Source organism: Treponema denticola (genome assembly GCF_024181645.1).
GTDB lineage: Bacteria > Spirochaetota > Spirochaetia > Treponematales > Treponemataceae > Treponema_B > Treponema_B denticola_A.
Map to the genome: position 1 here is coordinate 1,218,877 of NZ_CP058624.1, position 15,467 is coordinate 1,234,343.

Annotated in this window: 16 protein-coding genes; 1 reads left to right on the forward strand and 15 read right to left on the reverse strand. The window is 36.2% G+C overall.

All coding sequences use genetic code 11. From position 1 onward, the window contains the following. Positions 1–37: 37 nt before the first annotated feature. The 7 genes from HO345_RS05820 to HO345_RS05850 all read right to left on the reverse strand — a co-directional run bounded on the left by HO345_RS05820 (position 38) and on the right by HO345_RS05850 (position 5,965). On the reverse strand, positions 38–1,315 hold the full coding sequence (locus HO345_RS05820; protein WP_253684455.1) for a fibronectin type III domain-containing protein: 1,278 nt from the start codon (positions 1,313–1,315) through the stop codon (positions 38–40). Between the two features lie 151 nt (positions 1,316–1,466). Further along, on the reverse strand, positions 1,467–1,886 hold the full coding sequence (locus HO345_RS05825; protein ID WP_253684456.1) for a type II toxin-antitoxin system VapC family toxin: 420 nt from the start codon (positions 1,884–1,886) through the stop codon (positions 1,467–1,469). Continuing rightward, on the reverse strand, positions 1,879–2,121 hold the full coding sequence (locus HO345_RS05830; RefSeq protein ID WP_253684457.1) for a DUF6364 family protein: 243 nt from the start codon (positions 2,119–2,121) through the stop codon (positions 1,879–1,881). Before HO345_RS05830 ends, HO345_RS05825 begins: the two co-directional genes overlap by 8 nt. Then, positions 2,090–3,490, reverse strand: a complete 1,401-nt coding sequence (gene citX, locus HO345_RS05835) for a citrate lyase holo-[acyl-carrier protein] synthase (RefSeq protein WP_253684458.1) — start codon at positions 3,488–3,490, stop codon at positions 2,090–2,092. The genes HO345_RS05830 and citX overlap by 32 nt, the downstream gene beginning before the upstream one ends. A gap of 17 nt (positions 3,491–3,507) precedes the next feature. Continuing rightward, positions 3,508–4,536 carry a nucleotidyl transferase family protein gene (locus tag HO345_RS05840; protein WP_253684459.1) on the reverse strand — a complete coding sequence of 343 codons (1,029 nt, stop codon included), beginning with the start codon at positions 4,534–4,536 and terminating at the stop codon, positions 3,508–3,510. A 5-nt stretch (positions 4,537–4,541) separates the two neighbouring features. After that, the gene (locus HO345_RS05845; RefSeq protein WP_002669045.1) at positions 4,542–5,105 is read right to left on the reverse strand and encodes a Fe-S-containing hydro-lyase; all 564 of its coding nucleotides are present in this window, start codon (positions 5,103–5,105) and stop codon (positions 4,542–4,544) included. Between the two features lie 14 nt (positions 5,106–5,119). Continuing rightward, positions 5,120–5,965 (reverse strand): fumarate hydratase, encoded by an 846-nt coding sequence (locus HO345_RS05850; RefSeq protein WP_002671202.1) that lies wholly within the window; start codon positions 5,963–5,965, stop codon positions 5,120–5,122. Between the two features lie 167 nt (positions 5,966–6,132). On the opposite strand from HO345_RS05850, the gene HO345_RS05855 reads away from it, so the two are divergent. Then, on the forward strand, positions 6,133–7,746 hold the full coding sequence (locus HO345_RS05855; RefSeq protein ID WP_253684460.1) for an ATP-binding protein: 1,614 nt from the start codon (positions 6,133–6,135) through the stop codon (positions 7,744–7,746). A 91-nt stretch (positions 7,747–7,837) separates the two neighbouring features. Here HO345_RS05855 and HO345_RS05860 read toward each other — a convergent pair whose 3' ends face one another. The 8 genes from HO345_RS05860 to HO345_RS05895 all read right to left on the reverse strand — a co-directional run bounded on the left by HO345_RS05860 (position 7,838) and on the right by HO345_RS05895 (position 15,450). After that, positions 7,838–8,509 (reverse strand): DUF2259 domain-containing protein, encoded by a 672-nt coding sequence (locus tag HO345_RS05860; RefSeq protein WP_253684461.1) that lies wholly within the window; start codon positions 8,507–8,509, stop codon positions 7,838–7,840. Positions 8,510–8,612: 103 nt separating this feature from the next. Continuing rightward, positions 8,613–9,824: an ABC transporter permease gene (locus HO345_RS05865; protein ID WP_253684462.1), complete on the reverse strand. Its 1,212-nt coding sequence runs from the start codon at positions 9,822–9,824 to the stop codon at positions 8,613–8,615. A gap of 18 nt (positions 9,825–9,842) precedes the next feature. Beyond that, positions 9,843–10,280, reverse strand: a complete 438-nt coding sequence (locus tag HO345_RS05870; RefSeq protein WP_253684463.1) for an FMN-binding protein — start codon at positions 10,278–10,280, stop codon at positions 9,843–9,845. After that, complete coding sequence (locus HO345_RS05875) at positions 10,277–10,969, reverse strand: ABC transporter ATP-binding protein (protein ID WP_253684464.1); 693 nt, start codon at positions 10,967–10,969, stop codon at positions 10,277–10,279. Before HO345_RS05875 ends, HO345_RS05870 begins: the two co-directional genes overlap by 4 nt. Positions 10,970–10,997: 28 nt before the next feature. After that, the gene (locus HO345_RS05880) at positions 10,998–12,134 is read right to left on the reverse strand and encodes an ABC transporter permease (RefSeq protein ID WP_253684465.1); all 1,137 of its coding nucleotides are present in this window, start codon (positions 12,132–12,134) and stop codon (positions 10,998–11,000) included. 33 nt (positions 12,135–12,167) lie between these two features. Then, positions 12,168–13,445 carry an ABC transporter permease gene (locus tag HO345_RS05885; protein ID WP_253684466.1) on the reverse strand — a complete coding sequence of 426 codons (1,278 nt, stop codon included), beginning with the start codon at positions 13,443–13,445 and terminating at the stop codon, positions 12,168–12,170. Positions 13,446–13,469: 24 nt separating this feature from the next. Next, on the reverse strand, positions 13,470–14,738 hold the full coding sequence (locus HO345_RS05890) for a Fe-S-containing protein (protein ID WP_253684590.1): 1,269 nt from the start codon (positions 14,736–14,738) through the stop codon (positions 13,470–13,472). Positions 14,739–14,826: 88 nt separating this feature from the next. Further along, positions 14,827–15,450: an iron transporter gene (locus HO345_RS05895; protein WP_253684467.1), complete on the reverse strand. Its 624-nt coding sequence runs from the start codon at positions 15,448–15,450 to the stop codon at positions 14,827–14,829. Positions 15,451–15,467 lie beyond the last annotated feature (17 nt).

Below are 15,467 nucleotides of genomic sequence, written 5' to 3' on the forward strand. Positions count from 1 at the left end.
GCCTGTATTGACAGGCGGAAGGACGCATTTTTAAAATCTATTTATACTCATCCTTTACATAAGAATCGGGCGAGTTTTTTCTTTGTTCCATTAAAGTTTTAAACCAGTCGGGGGCATTCGATAAATCGACCATGCCGGGGAGCTTTTTTTGATAGATATTTAAAAAATCGGCACAGTAAAGGAGCCATAGAACGTTACCGTTTTCGCCGGCTGATACAGCAAAGTAACTAGTCTGTTTGTCTTCAGTCTTTAACACTTTTTCCATTCTGGTCCAAAAAATATCTTTATATCCCATCTCTTCCTTGGTGTAGTCAAAAATATTTTCAGGTTTTAAAAACTTGTTGGGAACCAATATCATTTTTCCGTCTTTAGAAAAGGCAATTTTATTAACATCCCTACCCCAGTCATAACAACTTATATTATAATCTTCAGTAAGTAAAAGTTCATATTTTGCATTTACAAAGTCGGAAGTTCCTTTAATATAGTCCTTATTTATATCTCCGCTTCTAGGAGTAGCCCTCATCCAATATGTTTTTTTTATTATCTCTCCGGAATTATCTGCAAAACTAACTTTAAACTTATAAGGTCTAAGATTTTGCAAATCCTTAAATACATATTTAGTACTTCCGTCAGTAATTGTTATTTTTTTACGATTCATATACTCATCATGATACCATTCAATAATAACACCTTTTAAATATTTATTTGTAGTCCATGAAACAACGACTTCCTTGTTTCCGGCTTTTATCTTTGCATTTAATGTATTAATGCTAAAATCTTTTTCGGTTTTACCGTAATTAGGAACGGTTTTGCGGTATGCCAATACTTCTTTAAACCAGTCCGGAGCATTTGTCATGTCTACCATTGTGGGAGCCTTATCTTCATAAACATTGATAAAATCTGCAAGGTATAAAATATAAAGAACATTACCGCCCCAATCATTAGTCTCAGCAGCCTGAAGAGGCCATTGTTTTTTATTTGTGTTTAAGACCTTATTCATTCTTGTCCAGAGTTTATCACCTGAATTTGAATTTAACCATTCAATTTCTTCTTCATCAAAGCCAAATATTTGTTCGGCTTCTTGATAAGACACGGGAAGCATAAGCCTTTTACCGTCTTTTGTAAATTGTATTTTCTCTGAAAGCCCCTCGGTTGTAAACCTTATTTGTTGATCCTGTCTAAGAAACTTTTGCTCATTTTTTTCGCTAAAATAAGGTTGTTTTTCTCCCTTTCCGCTTTCAAGTGTCTCACATCCTGTAAACAAAGTACCTATAATAATTGTAAATACAGCCAAACCAAAAAAATATTTTTTCATCTAAAAACTCCTTTTTGCGGTAATTTTAACCGCAAACAAACATAGATTTGCAGAACAAGAACTTCTGTTATGCATATATAAAAAAACTTTTTGTAATATTATATAGTTTGCTAAGTTTTGTCAAGGAAGAATCTTGCGATTGTGGGATTTGTCAATACTTCATATTTTTTATAAATTCTTCAGGAGTCTGTACTATTATGTCTTTCTCTTTATAATCTTTTACATTCCTTGTTAGTAAGATTCCTATATTATGTTTGAGCGCAGTATAATACTGTAAGGCATCTTCAAAATCTGAAAATTTTGAATTTAAAGCTAAATCTACTTCTTTTTCTTCTACAGATATCACTCTAACTAACAGTCTCAATTTTCTTAATGATTCCTTTGCCTTTTGTATCCCTAAAACCTTTCTTAATATATAATACACATTTGCGAATACCAGAGAAGTTGTATATAAAACAATTTTTTTTGTATCACTTAATGAAAAAACATAGGCTGCATATTGGTAATAAGGTTCACGACAGCATATAATATCCAAAATGATATCTGAATCTATAAATATTTTTTTATTCATATTTTTTTTCCAAATAACTCATATAGCTTATACTTTCTAAATCACTTTCATTTATAATACCGGTTAATTCTTTAACAAGAGGAGAAATTTCCGGCATTTTGACGGTTTTAGTCGTTATCGAATTTTTAAAAAAATCTTCAACAAGTTTAGAAATACTTTTTTTATTTTTCACTGCATATTCTCTCATAGATTCGGCAATATTTTTATCTATTTTTAAGATCAATTCCGTTTTCATATTTCCCCCTATAAGCCCTAAAATTATAACATATATTCAAAATAATATCTATATTGTACAAAATGATAATTTTATCTGCCGTTCCTCCTGTTGAGATATTGTTTTTTTCGCACCATGCCGAGAATTCCGCTATAGCGATTTCTTGAATTGATTTATCCTTTATGCAAAGCAATTCTTGAGCTTTTTTTTGTACCTCAAGTAAGGCTTTTTCGCCCTTGCGTTTTATAATTGTAGTGTCGCAGGTAGTTTCAATCATCTTAACAATAATTTTTACAAAGTCCCCGCCTTCCGAAAAAGTTTTTTTGTAGAGGGGAAGCCAATTTTGAAAGTGTTCTGCAAAGCCTGAAAGAGCTAAGCCCCTCACTCCCCCGCTCCCCAAATTATTAAAGGCTTGTAAAGAAGACGGGGAGCAGGCTTTAAGTTCAAAATCTTTTTTTAGGGGAAGAGAAAAATCTGCAATTTCTTTGCTTAAATCGGCGAAAGCTTTTTTTTCTTTTATTATACGGAATGTGCAGGCATTTAATATAAGAAGCAAAAATAAAGCACCCTTATAGGTGTTTACCCCGCCCGTTAAATCGAAAAGTTTTTTTTCTTGTTTTTTTCCGTATTCACGCAGGGCTTCAAAGGATTCGCAATCTTTTCCGCTTAAATTTTTAATTGCATTCCCTATTAGAGGAATACATTTTAGCATGAGTAAAAGATCCATATCCTTGTGGGAGCCTTGGGAATTAGCCGTAACACAGCCGAAGCCCAATGGACGGCAAAGCTCTGCAAGGAGGGAGCTTTCTGTTAAATTGCCTAAAAGTTCAAAAATAGCCCCGTCATAAGACGGGTCGTTAGACAGGCCATTAGGCCGGTCATCTTCCTGTTTTTTTAAAGACCAATCTTCATGAACTTTTTTTAAGATAAAATCCATTATTTCTTTTTGGGAATGGGTACGGCTCCTAGCACAGATCACGGCATCTTTTTCGCATAAAAAACATTTCCGCCTCTCATTATTTTGGGGAAAATCATTACGCGAAAAAAGTTTTTCCTCAGTTAAAACATCGATATCGGCAAGACGGCCAAGGGATTCATTATCTTCAATTTTTATGCTCAAAGCTTTCACTTCCAAGGGAGGTGCATTTACAATCAAAAAAAAGATTAAGCCTTCTTCATCGGTGTAGGAATGAAAAATTTTTAGCGGAGCCATCTTTTTTTTACATTCCAAAAAAATGCGGTATACAATCCAATTCGATTCGATTGAGCCCTTCTTTCCGCCCGGAATATTGGCTCTGATTACTACAAGTGTTTTAAAAGGAAAACGGCTTAAAAGTTCTTTTTCAAAAAAATCGGTTTTTTCTCTTTTTTCCAATAAAGATAAACTCATCTTTTCTCCGGTATCAATTAGTTTTTTTGTTTTAAAGACCTTAAAAAATTATAAGTCGTTTCCGGTAAAAAGGAACGCACTTCTTCAAGACTATTATTTTGAAATGCTTTTCTAACCTGCGTTGCGGAAATGATTTGCTGATTTTGAGTTTTTTTACGCTTAATTATTTTTACCTCACATTGAGGAGGGAGTTCATTCAATAGAGTTTGATTATATATTTCGGTACTCGGGTCTAAGGGTTCTTCTCCCAAAAAGCGGATTTTAATATTAAAAAGAGGTACAAAGTATTTTAAAAATATCCTTGCGTCAAGCTGGGTTTGATTTTTGCTTATCAAACTTTTTTCTTTTAAAAAATAGGACGGAAAGGTTGCTCCGCTTATTAAAAATTGAGATGAGGGAAGCACTACTACATTTTTTAGGTCTTCCGTATTTTTTTTGATAAGCATAAAACGGTCATTAAAAGAAAAAAAACTTTTGTCTGTCTCAACGGCAAAAACAAAAAGGAGGCTCTTGCTTCCGCAATAGTCTAAGGCTTTTTCTATTAAATATCTGTGGCCGAGGGTAAAGGGATTTGCATTCATAACTATGGCTGCATTTTCCTCATCGCTTATACTGTCAAGTATACCGTCAGGGCAATAAGGAAAAAGCTCATTCTTTAAAACCTCCTCTACGGTTTTTTCTCCCCTGTATAATAAGGAAGAATCATCCGATGAGGCTAAGTTTATAAATCCTGCCCCCGTAAAAAAGGAAACGCTTGATCTTTTTGTAAATATAAAAAAGAACTTATAACCTTCTCCGTAAGCATCTTTTAAGAGGGCCGATAAAATCTCGTCGGTAAGACCGAGGCCTTTAAATTCATCTTTTACGGCAAAGCATTTTAAGATATTTTTTTCCCGCCCTCCGCAAGCGGCCAAATTGTCGGCTTCATCAAAAATGCCGTAAACACTTTCAAGAGAGTCCGCAATAAGGCCATTTTCTTTTAAAAGAGCTGTAAATTTTTCTTTTTGACTTTTAAGCTCTAGGTTAATTTTTTGTAAATTAGTCATCTACCTTAATTTAGGCTTTTTAGGTATTCTTCGCGTCCCAGTTTATAAAGGTTGTTCCCCTTGGAATCGATTATGCAGGTTACGGGAAAATCTTCAACATAGAGCTTACGGACAGCTTCAGCTCCCAAATCTTCATAGCAGATAACCTCGGCAGATTTAATTCGGCTTTTAATCAAAGCAGCGGCTCCTCCGATGGCGGCAAAATAACAAGCTCCATGTTCTATTATTTTTGCAACTACCTCATCGTTTCTTTTTCCTTTTCCGACCATAGCCATAAGCCCCTCATCTAAAAGCTGAGGTGTGTAGGCATCCATTCGGTAACTGGTTGTAGGCCCTGCAGAACCTATGGGCTCTCCGGGCTTTGCAGGGCTAGGCCCTACATAGTACATGACAGCTCCCTTTACATCTATGGGGAGTTTTTCTCCCTTTTCTAAAAGTTCGCATAGGCGTTTGTGAGCTGCATCTCTTCCCGTATAAATATAGCCGTTTAATAAAACAATATCTCCGGCCTTAACATCTTTTAAATCTTCCCTTGTAAAGGGTGTTGTAAGTTTTTTCATCTCAGACATTTTTCCTTTCTCCCTTATAAAGTAACTTCCTTATGGCGTGTTGCATGACAGTTTATATTTACACAAATAGGAAGACCTGCAATATGTGTGGGATAGGTTTCGATTAAAACCCTTAAAGCCGTAGTCTTGCCTCCGTAACCTTGGGGGCCTATCCCTAAGGCGTTTACCTTCTCAAGCATTTCTTTTTCGAGGTTAGCATAGAAAGGATCGGGATTATAACTATCCATCGGTCTCATCAAGGCTTTTTTTGCTATTAAGGTTACCTTATCTACGGTACCGCCTATTCCGACACCTACAACTATGGGAGGACAGGGGTTGGGCCCTGCAAGTTCTACAGTTTCCAATATGAATTTTTTTACCCCCTCAAGACCGTCGGAGGGTTTTAACATTCCAAGGCGGGACATGTTTTCGGAGCCGAAGCCCTTTCCTGCAAACATAATATGAAGTTTATCGCCGGGTACAATATTATAATGGATTACGGCAGGAGTATTATCCTTTGTGTTTACCCTGTTGTAAACGGGATCGGCAACAACGGATTTTCTTAAATAACCTTCCGTGTAACCCTGTCTTACGCCCTCATTTATAGCATCTTCAATATAGCCGCCTTCAATGTGAACGTCTTGCCCAATCGTAACAAAAACTACGGCCATTCCCGTATCTTGGCACATGGGCGAATTCGTATTTTTTGCAATATCGGCGTTTTCTATAATCTGATCGAGAGTATCACGGGCTAAGCTCCATTTCTCCGCTTCCCGCGACATCTTTAAACTTGTCAATACATCTTGCGGAAGATAATAAGCGGCTTCAATAGCCATCCTCTTAACTTCTTCCGTAATTTTTTTTGCTTCTACAATGTGCATACTCAAAAATACCCCCAAAAGTTATTCTTGGGGGTAATTATAGAACATTAAAAGATTACTGTCAATTGATGAGAAAAAACCGCCAAATTTCAAATCTAGCATTTATTTAAAAATTATGTTATACTTTTAATTTAAGGTTATAAGGTAATAAAAAATTGAGGTAAATTATGAATATGGATTTTAGCAGGAAACTGCCTATAGGACTACAGAGTTTTAAGGATTTGCGTGAAAAAGAATTTCTTTATGTGGATAAAAGCGAATATGTTTTCCGGCTTGCCGGCGCAAGCAAGGTTTACTTTTTAAGCCGCCCCCGCAGATTTGGAAAAAGCCTTTTCCTTTCTACATTAGAAGCATACTTTTTGGGACAAAAAGAATTGTTTAAAGGTTTGGCAATCGAAAAACTTGAAGAAGCCGAAAAGGGAAAAAGAGAAATTTGGCAGGAATATCCCGTTTTTTACTTGGACTTTAATGTCGGAAAATATGACTGCATTGAAGCTTTGAATGAAAACCTCCACTTTTTTTTAAAAGAAAAGGAAGACGAATATAATTTACAACCTGAAGATATGTCCTATGCAAAAAGATTTTCCGTTTTATTAAAAACTGCTTATGAAAAAACCGGAAAACAGGTTGTCGTTTTAATTGACGAGTATGATAAGCCTCTTTTATATTCTATGGATAATGAAGCCTTAAATGAAGAATACAGAGCCGTCCTAAAATCATTTTATTCGGTTCTAAAAACAGCCGACCAATATATACGCTTGGCATTTTTAACCGGAGTTACTAAATTCAGTAAGGTAAGTATTTTCAGCGACTTAAACAACTTAAACGATATAAGTTTAAAACCTCAATTTGCAGGTATCTGCGGAATAACTCATACGGAATTATTAAACACCTTTGAACCGGAAATAAGGGCCTTAGCCCAAGCTAACGAATTAAGCTATGAAGAGTGCATCAAAACCTTACAGCAAAAATATGACGGATATTGTTTTTCGCCCGAAACGGAAAGAATGTACAATCCATTCAGCTTGCTCAATGTTTTTGATGGAAATCAGTTTGACTATTATTGGTTTGCAACTGGAACGCCTACCTTTTTGGTAAAAGCCTTAAAAAAAGGGGACTACCATATTCCCGACTTAGACGGAAATGTAGAGATGACCTCTGCAGGTTTGTCGGATTACAGGACTGAAGCAGGTTCCGAAATACCCGTATTGTTTCAAGCAGGATATTTAACGATTAAGGGCTATGATAAACTCTTACACCTTTATAGATTAGGCTTTCCAAACGATGAAGTTAGGTACGGCTTTTTGTATAATCTTTTTCCGAGTTATTGCAATGTGGTTTATGCGGATGGGCCTTTTTGTATTGCTCAGTTTTATCGGGACATAATTGCGGGAAGATTAGAAGAGTTTATGCAAAGGTTAAAGTCAATAATGGCAAGCCTTCCCTACGACAATATAAAAAAAGATAGCGATGAAAGCCTCGCATTGAGAGAGCATAATTTTCAAGTCTGCATTTATTTGGTTTTTGCCCTCTTGGGACAGTTTATCGAGCTTGAAATACCTGTCGCTAACGGAAGAACCGATGCCGTTATAAAAACCGAAACGGCTATTTATATTTTTGAGTTTAAGTTAAAAGAAAGTGCGGAAGCTGCCTTAAAGCAAATCAAAGAAAAAAACTATGCCGAAAGATTCAAGGCCGAAAACAAAAAGATAATGCTCATCGGTGTCAGCTTTGACGCAGAAGAAAAAACCGTCGGGGAGTGGATTACGGAAGAAGTATAATCAGTCAAGGTTATTTTTGAAAATCAACAACCCTCCGTACGAATAAAAAAGCCGATCAGTCCAATTACTGACCGGCTTTTTTAATTTACCGTTACAGCTTAATAGTTTCTACCATGTAGCGGATGGAGTTTCCCAGTTTATCATATTGATGTTTTTCGATTACAAAGATGAGGCTTGTATTTGTGTTATCGATAATTACTTTTTTTATTGCGTAGTCCCGTACACCTGATCTGGTTTTTCCTTTTTGACCGGCTGCTTTTTTTATCTTATTGCCGTTAGGTTTGATGATTTCAACTTCAATATAGAAAGAAGCTTCTAAATTGGATTTTTTATCCTTGTACAGCATTACCTTATACTCGTCATTGGTTTCAAAGTCCTTAAAAATTAAGGTGGTTTCGTTTATTGTATAATCCGTAGCTGCATAAATAGCTCTTCCCTCATTTTTATCTTTTATCTTCCATTTTAAAAGAGAAGGGTTTGCCCTATCCAAAAGGCTTAAAAATATATTTTTACTATCTTTATCGGCCGTTTCAGATGTCGGACTTGTTATAAAGCGTCCTGAAGGTAAAAACTTATTTTCTGCTACATCTACCCCATAAATTTCCGCATAGGCACGATAGGTTTGGTCGGTTAATCCATATTGTCCGAAAGCAAATTTACTTCCGTCAGCCGAAAAACCTAAATTAACAAAGGTCGCAATATCGCCTGCAAACAGAAAAAAAGAACAAAAAATAAAACAAAAAGAAATCATAGCTTTACGCATAATACACCTCTCATCTGCTTAAAATATCGGTTTTTTAAAAAATAACTAAAGCCTTTTTAAAATTGAGATAAAGCAGACTTTTACCCCTGCAATAAAGTCGCTTTTAAGATTTTGATAAAGCCGGCTCTTTTTTTGTAAAATTATACATAGTTTTAAGGGCTGCAAGGGGACCGATTACCGAAATAAGGGCAAAAGTCAAAAGAAAGCAAACAAAGGTCCAAAGAAAAGAAGGATTTAAAAAAGGCATCTTCATTCCTGCAACAATTGCCTGATTAAATAAAAACATAATCAAACATGAAAGAACCGTTCCTATAATTGCTCCGGACATACTTATCATAAGAGATTCTAAAACCGCAAGTTCAAATAATTTCTTTTTGGTACTTCCTATTATCCTCAACATTCCGAATTCTTCTTTACGCTCATTAAAAATCGAAGAAAAAGAAACGGCCAATACGATAAACGAAAGAACCCATAGGATCGCAATAAGGATATAAACATAGATATTTAAGCTTGAAATACTTGAAGATATATTTGTCATCATCCTCTTCGATATTAAAGGATAAATTTCTTCACCCTTAAATTCTTCTCTTATCTTTTTAGCTACCTCACCTGCGTCGTATCTCGGATTAATCCTTACCATAACACTTGAAATCAAATTTTCATTTTTTGCAACAGGATGCTGCATAATTCTTTCATACTCTTTTGCAAGCTTCCGCGCATTTTCTATTGTCATAAAAATGGAATTATCAAACCCCATTCCCGTTTTAGTCAAACGGCCTGCAATTACAAAGGGCTGATTAAAAAATTTTACTTGAGAATTATAATCACCGGACACATTACTTCCGGCTACAATTTGATTATCCAAAAGAGGAAGTTTTATCTGTTTTTTAAGCCAAGGTTTTACATTAAAATCGGAATCAAAATCTATACCTATAATCTGTAGAGGAAAAGAGCAGCAGCCCGCGGAGAGGGTTGCAATAAAAAGCTGGGGAGATGCGAGTTCAACCCCTTCAATTTTTTTTATACGGTCTACGACTTCCGTATCAAAATAAAAACTATTAGGTTCCCCTCTCAATAAGGCACTTTCAATCTTTGAGTCATAACCTTGGGGGACGACAATAATATCCGCACCCAGACGATTTGAAAGCGACAACATTCCGCCCCTTAAACTTTTTACCAAAAAACTTCCTGCAAAAAGACTAAAGGCTAAAACAGCCGTAAGAATAATTAAGCTTACAGTTCTAAAAGGTTTTCTTTTGATATTTAATTTTGCAAGCTCAAATACGGTCAGTTTTTTTATTTGTAAATTCTCCATAGTTTTTTAGAAGGTTCCTTAATTTTCTTTTGCACCCTGCAATGCATTTTCAACCGCATCTTTAAACAGTTTATAAGAAATTGAAGCACCGGCTATTACATCGACATCATCAATATTTTGAGTTTCAACTAATTTTTGACCGTACTCCGCAGCTCTTAAAACAGAAGCTTGAGCAATTTTATAAAGGCCCATATTTTTTATAACTCCGTCAACCTTTCCGTATTCAGGCCCTTTTAGGTTGCCGTTTTTTTCGTAAGACAAAAATGTACACTCAACAATCTTACCTTCTTTAATTTTTATTTCAACCTCGGCTGTTCCGCCCCAATCGTCTTTAATATTGGCAAAAGACTTATAAACGCCGTCTTTATATTTTATACTTTTCTTTGTTTCCGTTTTTGAACAAGAAAAAATACAGATAAAACACAGTGCAGCCAAAATAATTTTATAAGTTTTCATACATTCTCTCCTCTTGAGGGCCTTACCCTGCTCATTTTTTCAATTCTTGCTATTTTACCGTGCTCAAGAACTACCATCCGTTCAGCCTGATCTGCAACTTCAGGATCGTGGGTTACAACTATGATGGTACTTCCCGCATTATGGAGTTTTTCAAAAATTTCCATTACAAGTTTTTCATTCTTTTCATCAAGGTTTCCCGTAGGCTCATCGGCAAGCAGGAGCTTGGGATGATTTATCAGAGCACGGGCAATACAGACACGCTGCTGTTCTCCTCCCGATAATTGATTGGGCAGATGCTTGGCTCTTTCTTTTAAACCCACACTTTCAAGGGCCTCAAGAGCTTCCCTTTCATCCGGTAGGCTGTGATAGTACTGGGCCATCATAACATTTTCAAGGGCTGTAAGATAGTTTACAAGGTGAAATTGTTGAAAAACCAAACCTATCATATCCCGCCTGACTATCGTCAATTCTTTAGAAGAAAGCTTTGAAATGTCCTGACCAGCCAAATCAATTTTTCCTAAAGAAGGTTTATCCATACAGCCGATTATGTTCATCAATGTGGTTTTACCTGAACCCGAAGGCCCCATTATAGAAAGCCACTCGCCCTCTTCAACCGTCAAATTTATTTTATCGAGGGCTTTTAAATCTCCATATATTTTTGAAATTTCGGTTAATGTTAAAATATTCATAAATTAAAATTCTCCTTAAAATTTAAGATTACTCTCCGCGCAAAACAAGAGCAGGGTCAACATCCACAGTTGCCCTTACGGGAAAGAGGGAGGCAACAATAGTTATAACAATAGAAGAAATTACGGTAAAAGGCGCCAGCCTTATAGGAAAGGAAACCTCTCTTGCAAAGACACTTATACTTACATTATTTGCAAACAAGTAACCGAGCCCTATTCCCAAAATACCGCCCATGAGCCCAAGCATAACCGCTTCTCCCAAAAAATCTATAACAACACTTTTATTGGAAGCACCTAAAGCTTTTTTTAAGCCTATTTCTTTTCGGCGTTCCACCACTACGGCCATCATGGTAGTAGTAACACATATCATAGTCAAAAACAAAACAATAATGGTAACAATCCAAACAAGGGCTTGAAGTTTACTTAAAACCGTATCCTGAGATTCGGTAACGCGCTTTACAAGACGGGGGGTAATACCTTTTACATCGTTTGAAACTTTTTCGGCAATTAAATTAAGATAGTCCCTATTTCCGTCAATACTGCACTCAATTACATCGAAGGCATCATTATAGCCGACAATGTTTTTTATATCATCAAGGCTCATAAAGATAAACTCTTCTTCGACACCACCTGTTGTAACTATGCCTGAAACCTTAAACTCATTTACGGTTACATCTCCGTCAGGTTTCGGAGTGTTTACAATAAAATTATCTCCTATAGATAAACCTATAGCCTTACTTATTTCATGGCCGATTAAAACTTCCTTTTTTTCTTTAGGCCATTGTCCACGTACAAGCCAATAGGGACTATTGTTCTTTGCACTTATAAGATCGGTAGCAGCTATCATATAGGGCTGCTCGTTTACCTTTGCAGGTTTATAAATATAAGGAGCAAAACCTACAAGTTTGCCTGAATCGATTTCTTTTTTAATTTTATCGATTTGCTCTTTTTTTATTTTTGCATCGCTTTCGGAAGGAAGAAATATCATATTTGCCCCATAAGAGCGAAATACCGTTCCCATCTGCCGCGGAATGTCGTAGTAAATAGTCAATAAGCCCGATAAAACGGTTGAACCGATTGCAATAGCCAGTAAAGCTACCAACATTCTTGAACGGCGCCGCAATAAAGAACTCATTATCATTTTAAAATACATCTTATTTTTAGTCATATCTTACATCCTTAACACCTTAAACGGGAACGTTTATTTTCCGTGCAAAACTTCCGTAGGGTTTAGCTTTAATAAATATTTCACCGACGGAAAACTTCCCAAAAGGGTAATCAAAAAAATAATAAGAACCACAATGGGAATAACCATGGGAGCCGGCGGAATTGCAGAACCGAAAACGCTTCGGCCTATTATCTGCGTTAAACCCAATCCTATAAAATATCCGACGGCACCGCCGATAATTCCTATCACCATAACCTCAGTTAAAACCGAAACGGTAACGGCCGTATTACTTGCCCCGATTGCTTTTTTTAAACCGATTTCAGCCCTTCTATCCATAACGCTCGCCGTTACTAAGTTTGAAATACCGAGGGCCGAAGCAATCAAACTTAAAACGGTAATTAAAAGCATTAACAAAGTTGTCTTATTTAAGATAGCACCTTCTGATTCAGCCACCTGTCTTATCGGCTTTGCAACCGCATCCGTCATAACTTCCTGAATCTGATAACATATACTGCTTACATAGGCGGTACAATACCATATTTCCATTTCTTTTATAGTTAAACTTAAAGGGTTTCTTGCGGCCTTTCTTGCCAAATCATTGTCGGGAGTCGTCAAAGCGCTTACCTCGATGCTTTCACAAACATTTGTCTTTCCTAAAAATTCTTGGGCTGTATGCAATGTAGTAAAAATTACATCATCTTCATTGCTTCCCGAATTAAAAATTGCAGAGATCTTTAATATTTTAGAGGCTGCAGCACCTGTAAGTTTTATCTCGTCCCCTACTTTTAAGTTATTCCTTCCTGCAAAAAGACTTCCTACCATACAGGAAGAATTATCATCATCCGAAACCCAGTTTCCGTTTACTTCCCACCATGTACGCATTCTTCTTATTCCGGTTATAACTTCCTGCCCCGTATGTAAGTCTATTCTAAAATCGAACCATGTACCCGACAGGCGGACAGGCTTATCTGCTCCATCACAGTCTACCTGCACATTTAAAAAAGGTGCATAGTCGACAATATTGTATGCCCAAAATATGGTCTTAATTTTATACAATTCATCTTCTTTTAAGAATTTTTTTGTGTTTCCGGATTCTTCTCCGTAAATATCATCTAAAAGAGAAGATTCTTTATGAGCAACATTGATATTGGCTCCATAAGTTTTAAGCTCTTGGTTTACCTTATCTCCTACACCGAGCATTGTGTTAAGCATAGAAGTTGAAAGACTTGCACCTAGGGCAATGGTAAAAGCTATCATCACCATTTTTCCTTTTTGCCTAAAAAGAGCACCCGCTATCATTCTCCAAAACATAACTTCCCCTATAAAAACTTTTTGCTATTTAAAACGATGAGCTTCGGACTCAAGGTCTGATATCTTTATTTTAATATTCCCGTCATGTACAATATAAGGAATTGGAACCGGATTACATCCTCCGGGAAAACCTATGGTAGCCTTATTCATAACTACATCGCAAAGTTTACAGATTACTTCATTATTCCGTTCAAAATAACCGCTGGGACCGCATATATCGCAGGCATCAAGGCCTACACCGTAAGCGCCTTCACTTTTTTTTATGGCAATAAAACGCATACTGATTCCTTGTTCCGTTATATATTCATAGCGGTGAAGTTTATCATCTTCCAACTGTTCTAAAGAAATAACAGCCATACCGTCTGCAATCGTATAATTTTCAGGCGGTGACAAAGGAACTTCTCTGTCTACATAAAAACGCAAAAAAGATAAAGAAAAAACAGAAATCAATAAAAGGCTTAAAGAAAATCGAGCCCATCTTTTTGCATTACGCTTCTTTGCTTTTATTTTTCTTAATTCGGCATTATTATTATATGCTTCGGTAATTTTAATATTTTTTTTCCATAAAAGAATCGGAGCAAACATTATAAACACAATGACGGCAAATATAAAAAAGTTTCCGTTATTTACCACAGTTGCAATAAACAAAAAAATAAAATCATTGCGCGGAATTATTCTTAAAGAATATAAACGCTGAATTATTACCACAACTTGAGTTATCCCTAAAATACAAAGAGAAGCTATTACGGTAATATTTAATTCAATATCTGATAACTTTATCAAAGTTTTATAGATTGAAAGACTTGCAAGAATAATAAAAACTATTCCGAGCAAGTAGCCTATAAGTCTATATAAAACGAGGGTGCTTACCGCACTTTCGCCGTAATTAACCAATGTTGTAGAAAGAGTTATTATAACGGGAAGATAATAAAATATCGTTGCAGCCGTATATAAAAAAACGCTTGTACCGAAAATATTTTCGTACAATAAAGATTTTTTCGCTTTTGTTTTAAACAGTAAAAGAACAATTAAAATTAAGAAAAATATACTGACGGGAATCATCGACCAAAAGGCAAAATTGGTTCTATTTATATAATTAGGAATAGATCTTAATATTGCAGAAACAATACTGCCGATAAATCCTGTGAGTATACCTAAAAAAACAATATACCGTTTTTTTTCAGGTTTTTGAGTTCTAAATGAAGCAAAAACAACTGCAAGGACTAAGGCAAAGCCTATACCTGCTTCAATAACCCTTATATAAAATTTTAAAATGGTGTACCTCCAAAACATCAAAAGTAACCGCCCAAGCTAAAGCCTCGGCGGTTACAAATTGAATGAGTAATTAGTATTAAATTATACTACTACCGATTGGACAAGTTTACCACTGAGGTCCTGTCCATTCAAAATCTTTCCATTCAACAACGATGGGTTCCGTCCAGAAACGTCCGGTAACGCCTGTTTCTTTGTCGACATGAAGAAGATAATCATTTCCCGGTGCCTTAATTTCAAACTTGATATTGTACTTACCTAAGCCTTCTTCAAATTTTACGTTAGCACCATAGTGAGGTCCGTCACTGGCATTCATCGGCATAAATGCAACTTCCTGTACCTTTGAAGAACCTACTTTTTGGATGTAAGCCTTAACATGTAAGTAAGGAACAAAGTCGCCAGCACCGTAACCCAATGTTGCGCCTTTTTCATTGGCAGAAATATCGGCTTCCATGTGGCAATCAGCTTCGTTCTTTGACAAACTGTTACCGGCAGGTTCCATATCTACAGGCTGAAAATAAACACCTGCAACCGTTAAGATTCCGGCATCTTGCTCATCACCGATGGGGAACTCGTCAAAACCGGCAGCGCCTTCCTCTTCGGGTTTAGGGGCGGCCGTTTTCTCTTCAGTAGGAGCAGGTTTTGCAGCCTGTCCTGCTTCATTTTTTTCGCATGATGTAATTACAAAAGCAATTGCAAGCAATGCAAAAATACAAGATAAAGTTTTTTTCATTTAAAACTCTCCTTTAT